The organism is Xanthomonas hortorum pv. pelargonii (assembly GCF_024499015.1).
GTDB lineage: Bacteria > Pseudomonadota > Gammaproteobacteria > Xanthomonadales > Xanthomonadaceae > Xanthomonas > Xanthomonas hortorum_B.
In genome coordinates this window covers 4,080,975-4,099,407 of sequence record NZ_CP098604.1, presented here as the reverse complement: position 1 = coordinate 4,099,407, position 18,433 = coordinate 4,080,975, and the positions used below count along the sequence as shown (strand labels likewise).

Sequence of the window (18,433 nt, the reverse complement as noted above, 5' to 3'; positions counted from 1 at the left end):
AGGCGTATGCATCGACATGTTCATGAGCCCGAAATCCTAGCAGACCCGGCAGCCTCTCAAACTGCCGAACATTGGCGGCAACGCGATCTTGAGGTGCTGTGGCACCCCTGCACGCAGATGCGCGAGCACCCGCACACACTTCCACTGGTGCCGATCGCGCGTGGCGACGGGGCGTGGCTGGTCGGCTACGACGGCCGCCACTATCTGGATGCGGTCAGCAGTTGGTGGACCAACCTGTTCGGCCACACCGAACCGCGCATCGGCGCGGCCATCGCGCGCCAGGCCGGCGAGCTGGAGCAGGTGATGCTGGCCGGCTTCACGCATGCGCCGGCAGTGCAACTGGCCGAGCGCCTGTTGGCGATTGCGCCACGTCAGGCCGGCCGCGCGCCGCTATCTAAAGTGTTCTATGCCGACAATGGGTCGGCCGGCGTGGAAGTGGCGTTGAAGATGGCCTTCCATTATTTCCACAACCGGGGCGAGCATCGCCGCACCCGCTTCGTGGCCCTGGAAAACGGCTACCACGGCGAGACCATCGGCGCGCTGTCGGTCGGCGACATTCCGCTGTATCGCCGCGTGTATGCGCCGCTGCTGCTGGAATCGATCTTTGCGCCCTCGCCGGATGCGTATCTGGCCGAGCCCGGACAGAGCGCAGAAGACTATGCGCTGCAGGCCGCCGATGCGTTGCAGGCGTTGTTCGAACAATCGCCAGGCGAAATCTGCGCACTGATCCTGGAGCCGCGCGTGCAATGCGCAGGCGGCATGCGCATGTATCACCCGGCTTACTTACGGCGTGCGCGCGAACTGTGCGATGCGCATGGCGCGTTCTTGATCGCCGACGAGATCGCCACCGGCTTCGGCCGCACCGGCACCTTGTTCGCCTGCGAGCAGGCCAATGTCATGCCGGACCTGCTGTGTCTGTCCAAGGGATTGACCGGTGGCTTTCTGCCGCTCTCGGCGGTGCTGGCCACGCAGCAGTTGTACGACGCGTTTCTCGATGATTCGCGCGAACGTGCGTTTCTGCATTCGCATAGTTACACCGGCAATCCGCTGGCGTGTGCGGCGGCACTGGCCACCTTGCAGATTTTTGCAGACGACGATGTGATTGCGCGCAACCAGCACACGGCCGCGCGCATGCGCATACTGGCCGCGCAGATCGGCGAACACCCCGCCGTGGCGGACGTGCGCCAGGCCGGCATGATCGTGGCATTCGAGCTCACCCAGGGCGGCGACAAACGCACGCCGTTCCCGGCAGCGGCGCGGGTGGGCCTGAAGGCCTATCGCGCCGCCCTCGACAAGGGCGTGGTGCTGCGCCCGCTCGGCGATGTGCTGTACTGGATGCCGCCGTATTGCGTGGACGAAGCACAGCTTGCACTGCTGGCTGCCACCACCCGCCATGCCATCGAGGAGGCCGTTGCATGCGCCTGACCCGCTCGCATGTCGCGCTGCCACTGCACTGCGACCAAGAGGTGACGCTGCCCGAAGAGTCGGCCAATCACCTGCTGCGTGTGCTGCGACTGCGCGAGGGCGATGCCTGCATCCTGTTCAACGGCGACGGCAGCGACTACCACGCGCGTATCACGCTGGCCGGCAAGCGCGAGGCGCGCGCACTGGTGGAACGTGCGCAGCCGCTGTGCAACGAATCGCCGCTGTCGATCACGCTGATCCAGGGGATCGCGCGCGGCGAGAAGATGGACCTGATCCTGCAGAAGGCAACCGAGCTAGGGGTTGCGGCGATCGTGCCGGTCAACGCCGAGCGCACCGAGGTCAAGCTGGATCCGGCGCGGATGGAAAAACGCGTGGCGCACTGGCGCAGCGTGGTGATCTCGGCCTGCGAGCAATCCGGGCGTGCACGCGTGCCCACGGTCGCGGCGCCACTGAGCCTGCAGGACGCGGCGCAGGCCAGCGACCCGCATGTGCTACGACTGACGCTGGACCCGCATGGCGAGCATCGCCTGGCCACGCTGCCGGTCGCCGCGCAACAGGCTGTGATCGTGGCGATCGGGCCGGAAGGCGGTTGGTCGCCGCGCGACCGCGCAATCCTCGGCGATGCCGGTTTTAGCGGGTTGCAATTGGGTCCACGCATTCTGCGCACCGAAACCGCAGGGCTGGCGGCGATTGCGGCGCTGCAGTCGCGGTTTGGGGATCTATAGGGCGATGCTGCAGGTCATCTGACGCTGGCCCTACAGCGTAGGAGCGCCCTTGGGCGCGATGGGCTTTATCGATAACGCCTCATCGCGCCCAAGGGCGCTCCTACGGGACTGCGAAATTGGTCGGCTCGGTGCAGACAGATTGCTGGACCGAGCGATGCGCGAGGCTCAGCGCCCGTGCTGCAAAAACCAGCTGGCCGCGCCGATCACACCGAGCTGGCCATGTTCGACGATGCTGACCGGCACCTGCTCCAGCGCTGGACGCAAGGCGCCCTTTTCGAGCAGGCGCGCGACGAAGTCGCTTTCGGCAATGAAGGTGGCGATCTGCGGCAGGAAGCCGCCAGCCAGATACACACCGCTGCGCACGCCGTACAGCAGGATCATGTCGCCGACCACGCTCCCCATGAAACCGCAGAACGCCTGCAAGGCGTCGCGTGCCAACGTGTCGTTACCGGCCAATGCTGCGGCGGTGACATCGGATGGGCTGGCGTGCACGGCCGGCTCGCCGCGCAGTGCGGCCAGCGCGGTATAGAGATTCAACAAGCCCGGGCCGGAAAGCAAATGTTCGGTGGCCACGTGCGTGCGCGTGCGGCGCAGTTGCTGCAGTAACGCCACTTCCAGATCGCTGGCTGCCGCGAGTGCGGCGTGGCCGGCTTCGGTCGGCAACACCACCGCGTTGGTGCCGTTGGGAATCCACAACGCTGCGCCCAACCCGGTGCCTGGGCCCAGGATCAGCGCCGGACCTGTTGCGCCCTGCGGCGGGCCAGACAACTGCAGGACCTGATTGCCGACCATGTAATTGGCCGCATAGGCGACCGCTTCGAAATCGTTGACCAGATGCAAGGCCTGCATGCCGAGCTGGCGGCGGATCTGCTCCGGTGCCAGCACCCACGGCAGATTGGCGGTGATCACACTGCCGTCTTCCAATGCGTAACCGGCGCTGGCGATGACGCCGCGCTTCACCGGCGCACAGCCCAGCTCCGCGAAGAATGCCGACATGATCTCGGCCAGGCCCGGGTAATCGGCGCAGCGGTACTTGCGGTAGTCCAGCACAGTGACCGGCTTGCGTGGATCGATGCTTTCGCACACCAGCGCCAGGCGCACATGCGTCCCGCCCACATCTGCGGCAACGAAGGTTTCGGTGCGCGGAAAAGACACCGCGTCCATTGGGCTGCTTGCGCTCACGCGTTCTCCTGATAAATGGCAGCGGGCCGGTGTCATGTCCCGTTGGCCGACGAACGGTAACGGGTAGACAACGTTGTCAGCAATCGCCCTGTAACGCAACCGTCGCGATCACGATTTATGCAGGGCGCTGTTGATTTCATCATCCACCAAAAATCCGCATCTGTGGCAGCGATTTCCGCACAAATCAGCGGCGGGACGCATTGCATTGCGAATTCACCATAGAAACAGCGAATCGCGACGCGCACGTTCTCAGGTCGTGGTGCGCAACTGCATTGATACAAACGGCACCCCGTCGCAAATTTGCTGCATTGCAGCGCAATCGCAGGCGCTTCAGAGATCTGTGACGATGTGTTGACAACGCTGTCAACGCTACGCGAGACTCGATCCAAATCAGGGTTCTGGCAGGAGGGGCCATGGACTGTTCGGGACTGAACATCGGGCCATTCCCTCGCCTGCCGATTCCAGATTCGTGAGTGGTGCGTCACCCGACGTTCGACTCGCTGAAGTCGCATTCGCCACACCGCTTCACCACACGGGGGACACCTCCTCTACCACGCGAATCGCCTGGACCCGCTTCTCACGACGCGTGCCAGCGCAATCACCGCGATCGGTCAGGGCGTGTTGTTTTGCCGGCCACGCCGAGCGCGTTGCGCCCCACTACGGGCCAGGCGCGCTCAAAGCACTAACCAATGAGGTTTAGCCATGCACAGCCGCACCACGACGTTAGCACTCTGTATCACCGCCGCTCTGTACTGCTCCGGCTCTGCCATGGCTGCCGGACAAGAACAGCAGGCCACTCCCAGTGCGCCCTCGGCCACCACCGAGCTGGACACCATCACCGTCACCGGCTACCGCGCCTCGCTTGAGAAGAGCCAGGCGGTCAAGCGCTCGGCCAACTCGATTGTCGATGCGATCAGCGCCGAAGACATCGGCAAATTCCCGGACATCAATGCGGCCGAATCGTTGTCGCACCTGCCGGGCATCAGCGTCGACCGCCAGTTCGGCGAAGGCGAAAAGGTCAGCATCAACGGCACCGATCCGGCCTTGAACCGCGTGCTGCTCAACGGCCAGACCATCGCCTCGGGCGACTGGGGCGGCAACCCGACCGACACCAGCGGCCGTACCTTCAACTACACCCTGCTGTCGCCGGAAATCATCGGCCTGATGGAGGTCTACAAGACCCCCGAGGCACGTATCGACGAAGGCTCGATCGGCGGCACCGTGATCGTGCACACCCGCAAGCCGCTGGACCTGCCCAAGAACACCATCCGCGGCTCGATCGGCTACAACTACAACGACCGTTCGGAAGAAGGCAATCCGCGCGGCTCGGCGCTGTGGAGCTGGAAGAACGACGACGAAACCTTCGGCGCGTTGATCTCCGCTACGCACGACAAGCAGGACCTGGCGCGCGCCGGTATCGAGTACTTCGGTTACACCACCGGCGAAGGCATTCCGGCTAGCGCCACCATCACCGGCGACGGCAGCGATGTCGCCACCGCCCGCGTGCCGGCCGGCATCAGCAGCGCGTTCTTCCAGCAGACCCGCGAGCGCAGCGACCTGCAGGGCGCATTGCAGTGGAAGCCCAACGAGCAGAACGAATTCAACCTGACCGGCCTGTACATCAAAGGCAAGTACAACAACTTCAGCCAGGCGCGTTATGTGTGCCCGGCGTGTAATGACGACCGCCAGAAGATCACCAGCGCCAATGTGGAAAACGGCGTCGTGACCTCGGCCACGGTCAGCGATGGCGCAGCCGGCCAGCCGTACGCGCAGCTGGATGCCAACTACCGCGAAAGCACCGTCACCACCAAGAGCCTGAACCTGCGTCACGACTGGTCCGGCGAGAAATGGGTGTTCACCACGCAAGCCGGTTACACCGAAGCCACCGGCGGCAAGAACCCCGAATATCTGATGAAGTTCCTGATGCAGGACGGAGGCTACAACTACGCCTTCAACGGTCAGAACACCTCGGTGAACTACGATAATGGCGGTGCCTCGAACTGGGTGCTGCCGGGCAATCCGGCTGGCCTGGCACCTGGCCAGCAGGGCAATGTCCCGGGCACTGAGACGAGCATCATGCAGGCCGGCGGTATCGCCTACCAGAAGAGCAAGGACGACGAGAAGTACTTTCAGTGGGATGCGGCGCGTGACCTGGAATGGGGTCCGTTCACCAAGCTGCAGTTCGGCTACAAGTACATCAACCACAACAACGGTGTGGACGCGCGCGGCAATCGCATCAACTCCACCGACGCGGTGTCGCTGACACAGTTCAATCCGGGCACCACGCCGAGCAGCCTCTATGACGGCCTGGGCGCAAGCGGCGACTTGACCACGTGGCCAACTGCGAACCTTGAGACGGTTCGCCGTTATCTGCTCGGACAGCCGCAGGGCCCTTACCGCACCGATTTCGGCGCTTCGTTCCAGGTCAAGGAAATCACTCAGAATTTCTACACGCAGTTGAACTACGAGACCGGCAAGTGGCGCGGTAATGTAGGCGTGCGCCTGGTCGACACCACCGACAAGTCCGAATACTGGCAGAGCAACAATGCCGGCAATAGCTTTGACCGTGTTGCCGAGACCAACGACTACCGCAAGGCGCTGCCGAGCTTCAATGTCGCCTACGACGTCACTGATGATGCGGTACTGCGCTTCTCGGCAGCCAAAGTTATTGCGCGGCCGCGGTATTCCGACCTGGCCGGCACTTTCACCATCAATAACGGCAATGGCGGTTCAGGCAACCTCACTGCTGGCGGCGGCAACCCCGACCTAAAGCCTTATGAATCCACCAACTACGACATTGCTGCAGAGTGGTACTTCGCGCCTTCCAGCATGCTGTCTGGTGAAGTGTTCTACCGTGACATCAGCTCTTACATCGTCAATGTCACTACGACTCAGCAGCTAAATCCGGGCCCGCCGGCTGAGCCTGGCCCGTATCAGGTCACCTCACCTGTGAACGTCTCCGACGCCAAGGTCAAGGGCGTCTCGGTCAACTACCAGCAATCGTTCGGTCTTGGCTTCGGATTGCAGGCCAACTACACGTTTGCCGAGTCCGAATCCAGTTCCGACTTGAATCTGCCCTACCTGTCGCGTGACACCTACAACGTGATCCCTTATTGGGAGCACGGTGATTGAACGGTGCGCGTGAACTACAGCTACCGCTCCAAGTACTTCACCCAGATCGGTCGACTGTCATCGCGTGACTTTGCGGATGCTTACAAGCAGCTGGATCTGAATGCCTCGTATCAGATCACCGACTACATGGGCATCACCTTCGGCGCGACCAACCTGCTGGATTCCACCTACCGGGTCTTCAGCAACACCCGCGATACCCCCACGGCGTTCTACAAGAACGGCCGCGGCTACCAGGCCCAGTTGAACTTCAAGTTCTGATGTAGTCCCGGCGCGCCACCGTCCCTCCACGGTGGCGCGCTTTTTTTTGCCTGTCGTTGCGCCTGCAGCGCCAGGCCATCGGTTGCACGCAGGAGTGCCACTGGCCATATCCCTTCGCGCTTGAAGGACTATCGCCAGGCCCGCTTCCGCCATCCACGTGCCGGTTGCCGTCTTGCCAACACGTTTCGCTTACAGGAGTGCAGTTCCCATGACGACCGATAGCCGCCACTACGCGGCTCCATCCCGCCGCCACGCCGGAGCTGTACACAGGAGTCGCGCGCTTGCGCTCGCTCTGCTGGTGGCCTGCCCGTTGCTGTCGTTGCACGCGCAATCGCCAACCGCGCCCACTGCGCCGACCGCCACCACGCTCAGCCCCGAACAGATCGACCAGCAGTGGCTCAGCGCCACCGCCAAGTACGCACCCGAGCGCGAGCGGCTGGTGCATGAGGCAGAACAAGGCGCACGCAAGGGCCCGTTCCGTCCCGACTGGGCGGCACTGAAGAACTACCAATCGCCGGCGTGGTACGACAACGCCAAGTTCGGCATCTTCATCCATTGGGGCGTGTTCTCGGTACCGGCGTTCGGCAGCGAGTGGTATTCGCGCAACATGTATCTGCAAGGCTCCAAGGAATTCGCGCACCACGTGTCGACCTATGGCCCGCAGGCGAGTTCCGGCTACAAGGATCTGATTCCCAAGTTCACTGCGCCCAAGTTCGACCCCAATGGCTGGGCAAAATTGTTCCGCGAGTCTGGCGCGCGTTATGTGGTGCCGGTGGCCGAACACCATGACGGCTTCGCGCTGTACGACTCCAAGCTCTCCGATTGGACCGCAGTGAAAATGGGGCCCAAGCGCGATCTGCTGGGCGAGTTGTCAAAGTCGATCCGCGCGCAGGGATTGCACTTCGGGCTGTCCTCGCACCGCGCCGAGCACAACTGGTTCTTCGACGGTGGACGTAAATTCGATTCGGACGTCAACGACCCGCGCTATGCAGCGCTGTACGGCCCGGCGCAGGTGCGCCTGCCGGGCAAGGACGATGCCGATGTGGCCAACGACTGGACGCCGGTGTCGCAGGCGTGGCTGGACGATTGGTTGGCACGCACCACCGAGTTGATCGACACCTATCAGCCGGACCTGATCTATTTCGATTGGTGGATTGCCCACCCGACCTTCCGCAGCAGCCTGCCGACCATGCTGGCCTACTACTACAACCAGGGCGCGGCGCGTACCGAGGCCGATCGCGGCGTGGTGGTGAACTACAAGCTCGGCGCGTTTCCGGAAGGCGCCGGCACGCTGGATATCGAACGCGGCCAGCTCACCGGCATCCACCCGACCCATTGGCAGACCGACACGTCGGTGAGCAATGCGTCGTGGGGCTACATCGAGAACGACACATACAAGTCGCCGACCTTCATCATCCACATGCTGGCCGACGTGGTGGCCAAGAACGGCAACCTGATGCTCAACATCGGCCCGCGTGCGGATGGGTCGATCCCCGAGACAGAGCGCGGCATCCTGCTTTCGATCGGGCGTTGGCTCAAGACCAACGGCGGCGCGATCTACGACAGCAAGCCGTGGCGCGTGTATGGCGAAGGCCCGACTGAAGTGGTGGGCGGCACCTTCCAGGACGTCAAGACCAAGCCGTATACCGCCGAAGATTTCCGTTTCACCACGCGCGATGGCGCGCTGTATGCGATCGAACTCGGTTGGCCTGCCGGCGGCAAGGCGGTGATCCGCTCGCTCACCCCCGCCGATGGCGTACGCGGTGTGACGCTGCTGGCCAATGGCAAGAAGGTGCCGTTCGAGCAGCAAGCCGACGGCCTGCATCTAAGCCTGCCTGCCAAGCCGGTGGGCGAACACGCCTACGTGCTGCGCATCGATCTTTCTTCCTCCACTCCCTGACGGATGCTGTTTTCATGAGCAAGCGATTGACCTGGATACTGCTCGCGCTGGCGTTAGCCTGCGCGCCTGCCTTGGCCAAAAACCCCACGGCGTTGTTCTATCTGATGAACACGCAGAAATCGACCAACTCGTTCATCGCCAACGTCGACAAGATCGATGTGGTGGTGCCGACCTGGTACGGTGTGGACCAGAACGGCCTGGTCAACGGCACGCCCAACACCTACCTGTACGACATCGCCAAGCAGAACAAGCTGCGGGTGATGCCGATCCTGTCGATGACCACCGGCCGCGACGGCTTCCACAAGCTGATGCACGATGAAGCGGCCAAGAAGCGCATGATCGAATCGCTGCTGATCCACGGCAAGCAGCACAAGTACTACGGCTTTCAGTTCGATTTCGAAAACATCGCCTGGACTGACCGCGACGCCTACACGCTGATGGTCAAGCAGACCGCCGATGCGCTGCACAAGGCCGGTTTCAAGATGTCGGTGGCGGTGGTGCCGAACGCGCCGGGCCATGCCGAAGGCGGCCAGTTCTCCAAGTGGATGTGGGAATACTGGCGCGGCGCGTATGACCTCAAGGCGCTGGGCCAGGCCGCGGATCTGGTCAGCATCATGACCTACGACCAGCACACCCGCTGGACCACGCCCGGCCCGGTGGATGGCATGGTGTGGATGAAGAAGCATCTGGATTACGCGATTACCCAGGTGCCGAAAGAGAAGCTTTCGCTCGGCATCGCCACCTACGGCTACCGCTGGTACACCGGTAATCCGGTGAAGGAAGACGGCACCGAAGCGTCGAACATCGCGGCAACCTATATCGATGCCGACGAATCGTTTCCGCTGGCGATCGAACAGAACGCCACCGTGCAGTGGGATCCGGTCGAGCAGGAATCGTGGTTCTACTTCTATCGCGACGATATGCGCGAGTGGGTGTTCCGCCCGGATGCGCGCAGCTTCAAGGCACGCTATGACATGGTGAAGCAGTACAGCCTGGAAGGTTTCAGCTGCTGGGTGCTGGGCGCTGAAGACCCGAAGGTGTGGGACGAGTTGCCGAGCGCGCAGCGCTAAGAGCAGCCAACAAACCTACTGCGCTCACCGCCAGGCGGGCGCGGTTCGGTGCTTGAATCGGGACAGACTCACGATTCCTGCATCGCCCGCGCCCGCGTTGCAGCTGCTGACGAGAGTGCATGCGCCTCTCCCAAACGCAGCACGCACACTGCGCGTACGCGAACGAAGCGTGCGCCAGTCCCTGCGTCATCCGGCATGGCTTTGCTACTGTGCGTGGCTGCCGTGTTCTCGCCGCCACATCGGGATGTGATTGCATGAAGTCGAACTCCGCACCTGGCTTGCGCTTGTCGTTACCGCGCCTGCTGTCGCTGCGCAAGCCATCATTGAGCATGCGGTCGTTGCGCATGGAGTCGTCGAGCCTGCTTGCGCTGGCGTTTGCTGCGATGGTGGTGGCTGGTTGCGGCCAACGCGATGCAGCGAGCACGCCGGCTGCGGCCAGTCCCGGCAGTGCCTCGACACTGCCTGCGACCAATGCACCGCTGCCCCTGATTCCCGCCCCGGCCGAAGCCAGGCGCGGCGGTGGCAGCTTTCGCGTCGGCACCGGCACGGTGATCTCGATTCCCACCGGCAACGCCGAAGTGCGCCGCAGCGCCGAGACGCTGGCCAGCCTGCTGCAACGCACGCGCGGCCTGACTCTGGAAGTGCGCACCGAAACCAGCGCCTCGCCGCACAGCATCCGCCTGGAGCGCACACCGCAGGCACCGGTGGCGCACAAGGAAGGCTATAGCCTGGACGTGGATGCCAAGGGCATCCGCATTGCCGCACGCGATGGTGCCGGCCTGTTCTATGGCGCGATCAGCGCCTGGCAACTGATGACACCGGACGCGCGCAAGGGCGATGTCGAGGTGCCGTCGGTGGCGATCCGCGATTGGCCGCGTTTCAGTTGGCGTGGCCAGCATCTGGATGTGGCCCGCCATTTCCATGACGTGGCCACGGTCAAGCATGTGCTGGATGCGATGGCCGCGCACAAGCTCAATGTGCTGCACTGGCATCTCACCGACGACCAGGGCTGGCGCATCGAAATCAAGCGCTATCCCAAGCTCACCGAGGTCGGTGCATGGCGCACCCCACCCGGTGCCGGCCGGCACGGCACACCCGAGCGTTACGGCGGTTTCTATACGCAGGAACAGATCAGCGAGATCGTTGCCTATGCGGCGCGTCTGCACATCACCGTGCTGCCCGAGCTGGACATGCCCGGGCATGCGCAGGCCGCGGTGGCGGCGTATCCGGAAGAGGTGGGCGTGCCCGGCCAGCGCACGCAGGTGGGTGTGAACTGGGGCGTCAACCCATATCTGTTCAACACCAGCGAACGCAGCCTGAGCTTCATCACCAACGTGCTGGATGAAGTGCTGACATTGTTCCCGTCGGCGTATATCCACATCGGTGGCGATGAGGCGGTCAAGGACCAATGGGAAGCCTCGCCTGCGGTGCGCGCGCAGATGCGCAAGCTCGGGGTCAAGGATGCGCACGCGATGCAGGGCTGGTTCAACGAACAGCTGGCGCAGTACCTCACCCAACACGGCCGGCGCATGATCGGCTGGGATGAAATTCTGGAAGGCGGCGTGCCGGCCAGTGCATCGGTGATGTCGTGGCGCGGCGTCGAAGGCGCGGTGGTGGCGGCAAAGCAAGGTCACGATGTGGTGCTTGCACCAGGCGACTGGCTGTATCTGGACAATCTGCAGACCACGCGCAGCGACGAGCCCAACGGCCGCCTGACCATCCTGCCGCTATCGAAGGTCTACGCGTTCGACCCGGTACCAAAAGAACTCAGCGCCGAGCAGGCCACGCATGTACTCGGTGCGCAGGGCGCGTTGTGGTCCGAGTACATTCCATCGAAGTGGCATATCGATCACGCGCTATTCCCGCGTCTGTCTGCCGTTGCGGAAGTGACGTGGTCGCCGGTGGCTGCGCGCAACTGGAAGGGTTTTCTGGCGCGCCTGCCGGCGCAATTGCAGCGCTACAAGGCGCTGGGCATCGGCTATAGCGACGGTGCATTCGCCGCCGATATCGCGCTGGAATCCGGCCCCAACCCAGTGCTGGCCGGTGACCCGGCCAAGGTGGCGCTCCGCACCCAGGCTGGCGCAGGTACGCTGCACTACACCACCGACGGCAGCGATCCAACGCCGGCATCGCTGCGCTATGAGGCGCCGTTTACGATCCAGCTGCCGACTACGGTCAAGGCCACTGCATTCGAATCCGATGGCACAGCGCTGGCCGCCACGCGCAGCCGCACGTTCGATCGTGCCGGGTTGTTGCGCGTGGATACGCAAGGCCTGCGCGATTGCGTCGAAACAGGGGCGCTCGGCCTGCGCTTGCCGCTGCTACCGGAAATGACCGCTGCCGATACGCCGGTCTACAACGTCGATCTGTTCCATGCCTGCCGCCTCTATCCGCAAGCGCGCCTGGACGGCATCGGTGCGATCAGGGTCGAGGCCGCACGTCTGCCGAACAACTTCGGTCTGGCCCATGAACAATCCAAGGTCGTGCAGTACCCGGCCAAATCGCGCGGCGGTGAGCTGGAAGTGCGACAAGGCTGCGAGGGCGAACTGCTGGCCAGCGTGCGTCTGCCCCAGGGCGACAGCGTGGGCGAGCAGCTCACCCTGGAAACCCCATTGCCTGCACGCACCGGCGTCCATGATCTGTGTCTGCGTTTCACCGCACCGATTCGCGGCCCGTTGTATGCCATTGGCGCCGTCCAGTTGATTGAAACCACCGCGCAGGCGCCCCCCGCCGCCACGCGCTGATCCATCCAAGGAGAGTCACCCATGCCCCTGTCCCGTCATCGTTTTGTTCCCGCACCCGCCCGCCTCGGGCTTGCCCTGGCCTTCGCCATCTCGCAGGCCTGGGCCGCGCCGCCCACGGCAACGACCCTGGATAAAGGCTGGCAGGTGCGGCTGGTGCCGGGACAGGAACAGGCCAAGACCTATCCGAAAGCCGCAGCGTGGTTGCCGGCGCAGGTGCCGGGCGCGGTGCAGACCGATCTGATCGCCGCCAAGATCGTGCCGGACCCGTTTTACCGCGACAACGAAGGCAAGATTCAGTGGGCGGGCCTGAGCGACTGGCAGTACCAGACCCGCTTCAACGTGGATGCGGCCACGCTCAAGCGCGCGCATGTCGAGCTGGTGTTCGACGGCCTGGATACGTTTGCCGAGGTCACCCTCAACGGCAAGAAACTGCTCAGCGCCGATAACATGTTCCGGCAGTGGCGCGTGGATGCGAAATCCCTGCTCAAGCGCGGCGACAACGTGCTCGAGGTCAAGCTGTTCTCGCCGATCAAGAAGATCCAGCCGTGGCTGGCCAAGCAGCCGTACGCACTGCCGGGCGCCTACGATTCGGCATTCGGCGACGAGCCCGAGTCGCGGCATAGCTCCACCTACGTGCGCAAGGCGCCGTACAACTTCGGTTGGGATTGGGGCCCGCGCATGGTCAATGCCGGCATCTGGAAAGATGTGCGTGTAGAAGCCTGGGATGCGGTGCGCGTGGACGGGCTGCATATCGCCCAGCAACGTGTGGATGCCGAGAGCGCACAGTTGCAAGCGCAGCTGGAACTACAGGCCGGCCGCAGCGGGCCGGTGCAGGTGACGCTGGATGTACTCGGCCCGGATGGGCAGAAAGTGGGCCAGTTCACCCAGCAGGCGGTGGTCGATCCCGGGCAGAACCGTATCGATCTGGCCGTGCGCATCGCCAAGCCCAAGCGCTGGTTTCCGGCCGGCTATGGTGCGCAGGACCGCTACACCTTCGTGGCCAGCGTGCGCGATGCCGATGGCGACAGCCAGCAGATCAAGCGCATCACCGGCCTGCGCTCGGTGGAGCTGCGTCGCGAAAAGGACAAGTACGGCAAGAGCATGGAGATCGTGATCAACGGCATCCCGATCTTCGCCAAGGGCGCAAATCTCATCCCGCTGGATGCGTTCCCCGCGCGTGTGAGTCACGAGCGCATGCGCAGCACCCTGCAGGATGCGCGCGATGCCAACATGAACATGCTGCGCATGTGGGGCGGCGGGCATTACCAGGACGACCATTTCTACGAGGTGGCCGACGAGCTAGGCATCATGATCTGGCAGGACTTCATGTTCGGTGGCGCGGTGCCGCCGTACGACGTGGAGTTCCGCGAGAACACCCGGCAGGAAGCGATCGAACAGGTCAAACGGCTGCGCGACCATCCCAGTATTGTTCTCTGGTGCGGCAACAACGAAGTGCAGACCGGCTGGGAAAACTGGGGCGACCGGGTCAAGTTCAAGCAGTCGGTGGACCCGGAAGAACGCACCCGTATCGAACGCGGCATGACCACCTTGTTCGGCACCGTGTTCCGCGAAGTGGTGGCCACCTACGATAGCGACGTGCCGTACTGGTCCACCTCGCCGGGCACCAACTTCGACGGCGCTGCCGACCAGGCCAACGACGGCGACATGCATTACTGGAAGGTCTGGGGCGGCCCTGCGCTGCCGGTCACCGAATACCTCAACGTCACTCCGCGCTTCATGTCCGAGTACGGGCTGCAGTCGTTCCCGGACATGCGCACCGTGCGCGCGTTCGCCGAACCCGGCGACATGGATCCGGAATCGCCGGTGATGCGCGTGCATCAGAAGTTCGACAAGGGCAACGGCAACAAGCGCCTGATGCTGTATATCCGCCGCGAATTCGGCGAGCCCAAGGATTTCGAGAGCTTCGTCTACCTGAGCCAGCTGATGCAGGCCGAGGGCATCAACCTGGCCGCCTCGCATCTGCGTGCCTCGCGTCCGCAATCGATGGGCTCGTTGTACTGGCAGCTCAACGATGTATGGCCGGGTGCGTCGTGGTCCAGCGTGGATTACTACGGCCGCTGGAAGGCGCTGCACTACCACGCACGCCGCTTCTACGCGCCCGAACTGATTGCCGCATTGCGCAACGACAAGGGCCAGACCGACGTGTCACTGGTGTCCGACCGCACCACCCCGCTGGCGGCCCGCTGGCGCATGCGCGTCATGAGCATGGATGGCAAGGTGCTGAGCAAGCGCGAAGAAAAGACCACGGTCAAGCCGCTCAGCAGCCTGCAGGTGGGCAACTTCAGCGACAAGCAGTTGCTGGGTAGCGCCGATCCGAAACGGACTTACGCAGTGTTCGAGTTGTTCGACGGCGACAAGCTGCTGTCGCGCGAAGTGGTGTTCTTCGCACCCGCCAAACAAGTGGCCTTGCCGAGCGCGAAGATCGACAGCCAGTGGCGCGCCGATGGCGATGGCTATGCACTGACGCTGTCCAGCCCTACGCTGGCGCGCGAGGTGTGGCTGTCGTTTGGCGATGTGGATGCCACGTTGTCGGACAACGCCTTCGACCTGTTGCCGGGCGAGCCGTTGACCGTGCACGTGACCAGCAAGGCTGCGCTGGCGCAGTTGCAGTCCACGCTGCAGGTGCGCGATCTGGCGAGCACGCTGGCCGGTGCACCGCCGGAGCCTGCCGAGACGAAGTAAGGCGCCGGAAAAGGCGTCGGGTGATGGCGCAGCGCTCGCACAAGGGCGCTGCGCGATCAGCGAAGACGGCGGTTTGCGCAGTGTCTGCGTGGTGCAACGCATTCGCACACGATCCAGCGCCCAATCAGCAACAACCACCGCTCGTAGAGCGGCTAACAACACGCAGCGAGCGGTCGTCAGGTGGATGCGGGCGGCGCGCTCAGAACCGGAGTGTACGAGCGGTACATGCCGGTTCCGAGCACCGACCGCGTCCGCCTGGCGGTGAGCGCAGCGATTTTGTTATCCGCTCTTAGTGTCACTAACCGCTGCCCGCAGTGTCACTGCGGGCAACCCAAGAACAACGCGTGACGGCCAGTACCGTGGCGCAGGAGTGAATCGATGTCGTTGTCCGTATTTCCATGCCGCCTGGCCGTTGCGCTGAGTCTGGGTGGGCCTGCCGCTGATTGGCGTGCCTGCATTCGCCGCAAAGTCCACAAATGAAGCGCCGGAGCAACGCGCCGCCGCGTTGGTGGCGCAAATGAGCCGCGAGGAAAAAGTCGCGCAGGCGATGAACGATGCGCCGGCAATTCCGCGCTTGGGCATCCCCGCCTACGAATGGTGGAGCGAAGGCCTGCATGGCATCGCGCGTAATGGCTACGCCACGGTGTTTCCGCAGGCGATCGGCCTGGCCGCCAGCTGGAATACCGCACTGATGCAACAGGTGGGCACGGTGGTGTCGACCGAGGCGCGCGCCAAGTTCAATCAGGCCGGCGGCCCGGGCAAGGATCACAAACGCTACGCGGGCCTGACCATCTGGTCGCCCAACATCAACATCTTCCGCGACCCGCGCTGGGGCCGCGGCATGGAGACCTACGGCGAGGACCCCTTCCTCACCGGGCAGATGGCAGTGGGCTTCATTCGCGGGCTGCAGGGCGATGATCTGGATCACCCGCGCACCATCGCCACGCCCAAGCACATTGCCGTGCACAGTGGGCCGGAGCCGGGCCGGCACAGCTTTGATGTGGATGTGTCGCCGCGCGATGTGGAAGCGACCTACACGCCTGCCTTCCGCGCCGCATTGATCGACGGTCAGGCCGGCTCGGTGATGTGCGCGTACAACTCGCTGCACGGCACACCGGCCTGCGCGGCCGATTGGTTGCTCAACGGCCGCGTGCGTGGCGACTGGGGCTTCAAGGGCTTTGTGGTGTCCGACTGCGATGCGGTGGACGACATGACCCAGTTCCATTACTTCCGCCCAGACAATGCCGGTTCGTCGGCTGCATCGCTCAAGGCAGGTCACGATCTCAATTGCGGGCATGCCTATCGCGAACTCGGCACGGCGATCGAACGCGGCGAAGTGGACGAAGCCTTGCTCGACCAATCGCTGGTGCGCCTGTTTGCCGCGCGCTATCGCCTGGGCGAGCTGGAAGCGCCGCGCAAGGATCCGTATGCAAAGCTCGGCGCAAAGGACATCGACAACGCTGCCAACCATGCGCTGGCGCTGAAAGCTGCCGCCGAATCGATCGTGTTGCTCAAGAACGACGCCAACACCCTGCCGTTGAAAGCCGGCGCGCGGCTGGCAGTGCTCGGCCCGAATGCCGATGCCCTGGCGGCGCTGGAAGCCAATTATCAAGGCACCTCGTCCACGCCGGTGACACCACTGCTTGGCCTGCGCCAGCGCTTCGGCGCGCAGCAGGTGAGTTACGCGCAAGGTGCGCCGCTGGCGGCCGGTGTGCCGGGCATGATTCCGGAGACCGCACTGCGCAGCGATGGCAAGCCGGGACTGCGTGGCGAATATTTCGACAATGTCGACATGACCGGTGCTGCGCGCGTGGTGCGACAGGACCGCGTGGTGAGTTTCAACTGGGACCAGGTCGCACCGGCGAAGGGCGTGCCGGCCGATCGCTATGCGGTGCGCTGGAGCGGCGAGTTGCTGCCGCCGAGTGCAGGCGATTACACGCTGGCAGTACGCGTGGCGCGCTGTTTCGATTGCACCGGCCATGATCCGGTGCGGCTGTACATCGACGACAAGCTGGTGGTCGCCGGCAACGCCGAAGACAAGCACGTGCCGGCCGGCATGCACAACGCCGATGGCCGCAGCGTGGAGACCGTGCTGCATTTCGACGACACCCGCCCGCGCAAGATCCGTCTGGAAATGGAACACCGCGGCCAGGATCAAGGCGTACGTCTGGAATGGCTGGCACCGGCCGCCGCGCAGTTGGCCGAAGCCGAGCACGCGGTGGCGCAGGCCGATGCGGTGGTGGCCTTCGTCGGTCTGTCGCCGGATGTGGAAGGCGAAGAACTGCGTATCGACGTGCCCGGCTTCGACGGCGGCGACCGCAACGACATCGCCCTGCCCGCCCCGCAGCAAGCGCTGCTCGAACGCGCAAAGGCCTCCGGCAAGCCGCTGGTGGTGGTGTTGATGAGCGGCAGTGCGGTGGCCTTGAACTGGGCCAAGACACATGCCGACGCGATCGTGGCGGCGTGGTACCCGGGCCAGTCCGGCGGCACCGCCATTGCGCGCATGCTGGCCGGCGACGACAATCCCGGCGGGCGCTTGCCGGTGACGTTCTATCGCTCCACCAAGGACCTGCCGCCGTACGTCAGCTACGACATGAAGGGCCGCACCTATCGTTATTTCAAGGGCGAGCCGCTGTTCCCGTTCGGCTACGGCCTGAGCTACACCAGCTTTGCCTACAGCGCGCCGCAGCTGTCCAGCACCACGCTGCAAGCCGGCAGCACCTTGCAGGTGACCACCACGGTGCGCAACACCGGCACGCGCGCCGGCGATGAAGTGGCGCAGGTGTATCTGCAGTATCCGGAGCGCCCGCAATCTCCCTTGCGCAGCCTGGTCGGCTTTCAACGTGTGCATCTAAAGCCGGGCGAACAGCGCGCGCTCACCTTCACCCTGGATGCGCGCGCCCTGAGCGATGTGGATCGCACGGGACAGCGTGCGGTGGAAGCCGGCGATTACACGCTGTTTGTCGGTGGTGGCCAGCCGGGGACCGGCGCGGTTGGTGAAGCTGCGGCGTTTTCGATTTCGGGGCGTTCGCCGTTGCCGAAGTAAGAAATTCGACTGCAGGACATCAACAGGTGTCGGCTGTCATGGCCGGCGCCTGTTGCGTTATGCATCTGTGTTGCAGTGCATCGCAAGATGCAGCCATCGCGCCTGCGCACCATCCAATTGGTGATCTATCCGCAGGCAATACGATGATCTCCGCACACACTTCACACCTGCTTGACAGACGCGAAAACGAGGTCTATCACTGACCGCAGTCGGCAACACGCGCCATCGGCGATGCGCGACTCACCTTG

Annotated in this window: 8 protein-coding genes, 1 other RNA gene and 1 pseudogene; 8 read left to right on the top strand and 2 right to left on the bottom strand. The window is 63.9% G+C overall.

What is annotated here, in order from left to right; all coding sequences use genetic code 11:
• The first annotated feature begins 6 nt into the window (after positions 1 to 6).
• A complete protein-coding gene (gene bioA, locus NDY25_RS17595) occupies positions 7 to 1,425 on the top strand; it encodes an adenosylmethionine--8-amino-7-oxononanoate transaminase (RefSeq protein ID WP_168958191.1) in 1,419 nt (472 codons plus the stop codon).
• Positions 1,416 to 2,150 carry a 16S rRNA (uracil(1498)-N(3))-methyltransferase gene (locus NDY25_RS17590; protein WP_168958190.1) on the top strand — a complete coding sequence of 245 codons (735 nt, stop codon included), beginning with the start codon at positions 1,416 to 1,418 and terminating at the stop codon, positions 2,148 to 2,150. The genes bioA and NDY25_RS17590 overlap by 10 nt, the downstream gene beginning before the upstream one ends.
• 165 nt (positions 2,151 to 2,315) lie before the next feature.
• On the opposite strand, the gene NDY25_RS17585 is transcribed toward NDY25_RS17590, so the two are convergent.
• Complete coding sequence (locus tag NDY25_RS17585; protein ID WP_180336544.1) at positions 2,316 to 3,314, bottom strand: glucokinase family protein; 999 nt, start codon at positions 3,312 to 3,314, stop codon at positions 2,316 to 2,318.
• A gap of 720 nt (positions 3,315 to 4,034) precedes the next feature.
• On the opposite strand from NDY25_RS17585, the pseudogene NDY25_RS17580 reads away from it, so the two are divergent.
• The 5 genes and pseudogenes from NDY25_RS17580 (at position 4,035) to NDY25_RS17560 (ending at position 15,139) form a co-directional block, all read left to right on the top strand.
• Positions 4,035 to 6,722 (top strand): annotated as a pseudogene (locus NDY25_RS17580) (TonB-dependent receptor).
• Positions 6,723 to 6,930: 208 nt separating this feature from the next.
• Positions 6,931 to 8,622 (top strand): alpha-L-fucosidase, encoded by a 1,692-nt coding sequence (locus NDY25_RS17575; protein WP_168958187.1) that lies wholly within the window; start codon positions 6,931 to 6,933, stop codon positions 8,620 to 8,622.
• 14 nt (positions 8,623 to 8,636) lie between these two features.
• Positions 8,637 to 9,692, top strand: coding sequence for a glycosyl hydrolase family 18 protein (locus NDY25_RS17570; RefSeq protein WP_168958186.1), 1,056 nt, complete (start codon positions 8,637 to 8,639; stop codon positions 9,690 to 9,692).
• A 344-nt stretch (positions 9,693 to 10,036) separates the two neighbouring features.
• Positions 10,037 to 12,436 carry a family 20 glycosylhydrolase gene (locus NDY25_RS17565; protein ID WP_425526365.1) on the top strand — a complete coding sequence of 800 codons (2,400 nt, stop codon included), beginning with the start codon at positions 10,037 to 10,039 and terminating at the stop codon, positions 12,434 to 12,436.
• A 21-nt stretch (positions 12,437 to 12,457) separates the two neighbouring features.
• A complete protein-coding gene (locus tag NDY25_RS17560) occupies positions 12,458 to 15,139 on the top strand; it encodes a beta-mannosidase (protein ID WP_168958185.1) in 2,682 nt (893 codons plus the stop codon).
• Positions 15,140 to 15,289: 150 nt separating this feature from the next.
• On the opposite strand, the gene NDY25_RS17555 is transcribed toward NDY25_RS17560, so the two are convergent.
• A non-coding RNA gene (locus NDY25_RS17555) (sX9 sRNA) lies at positions 15,290 to 15,366 on the bottom strand.
• A 200-nt stretch (positions 15,367 to 15,566) separates the two neighbouring features.
• Here NDY25_RS17555 and NDY25_RS17550 point away from each other — a divergent pair.
• Positions 15,567 to 18,185, top strand: a complete 2,619-nt coding sequence (locus NDY25_RS17550) for a glycoside hydrolase family 3 C-terminal domain-containing protein (protein WP_425526344.1) — start codon at positions 15,567 to 15,569, stop codon at positions 18,183 to 18,185.
• Positions 18,186 to 18,433 lie beyond the last annotated feature (248 nt).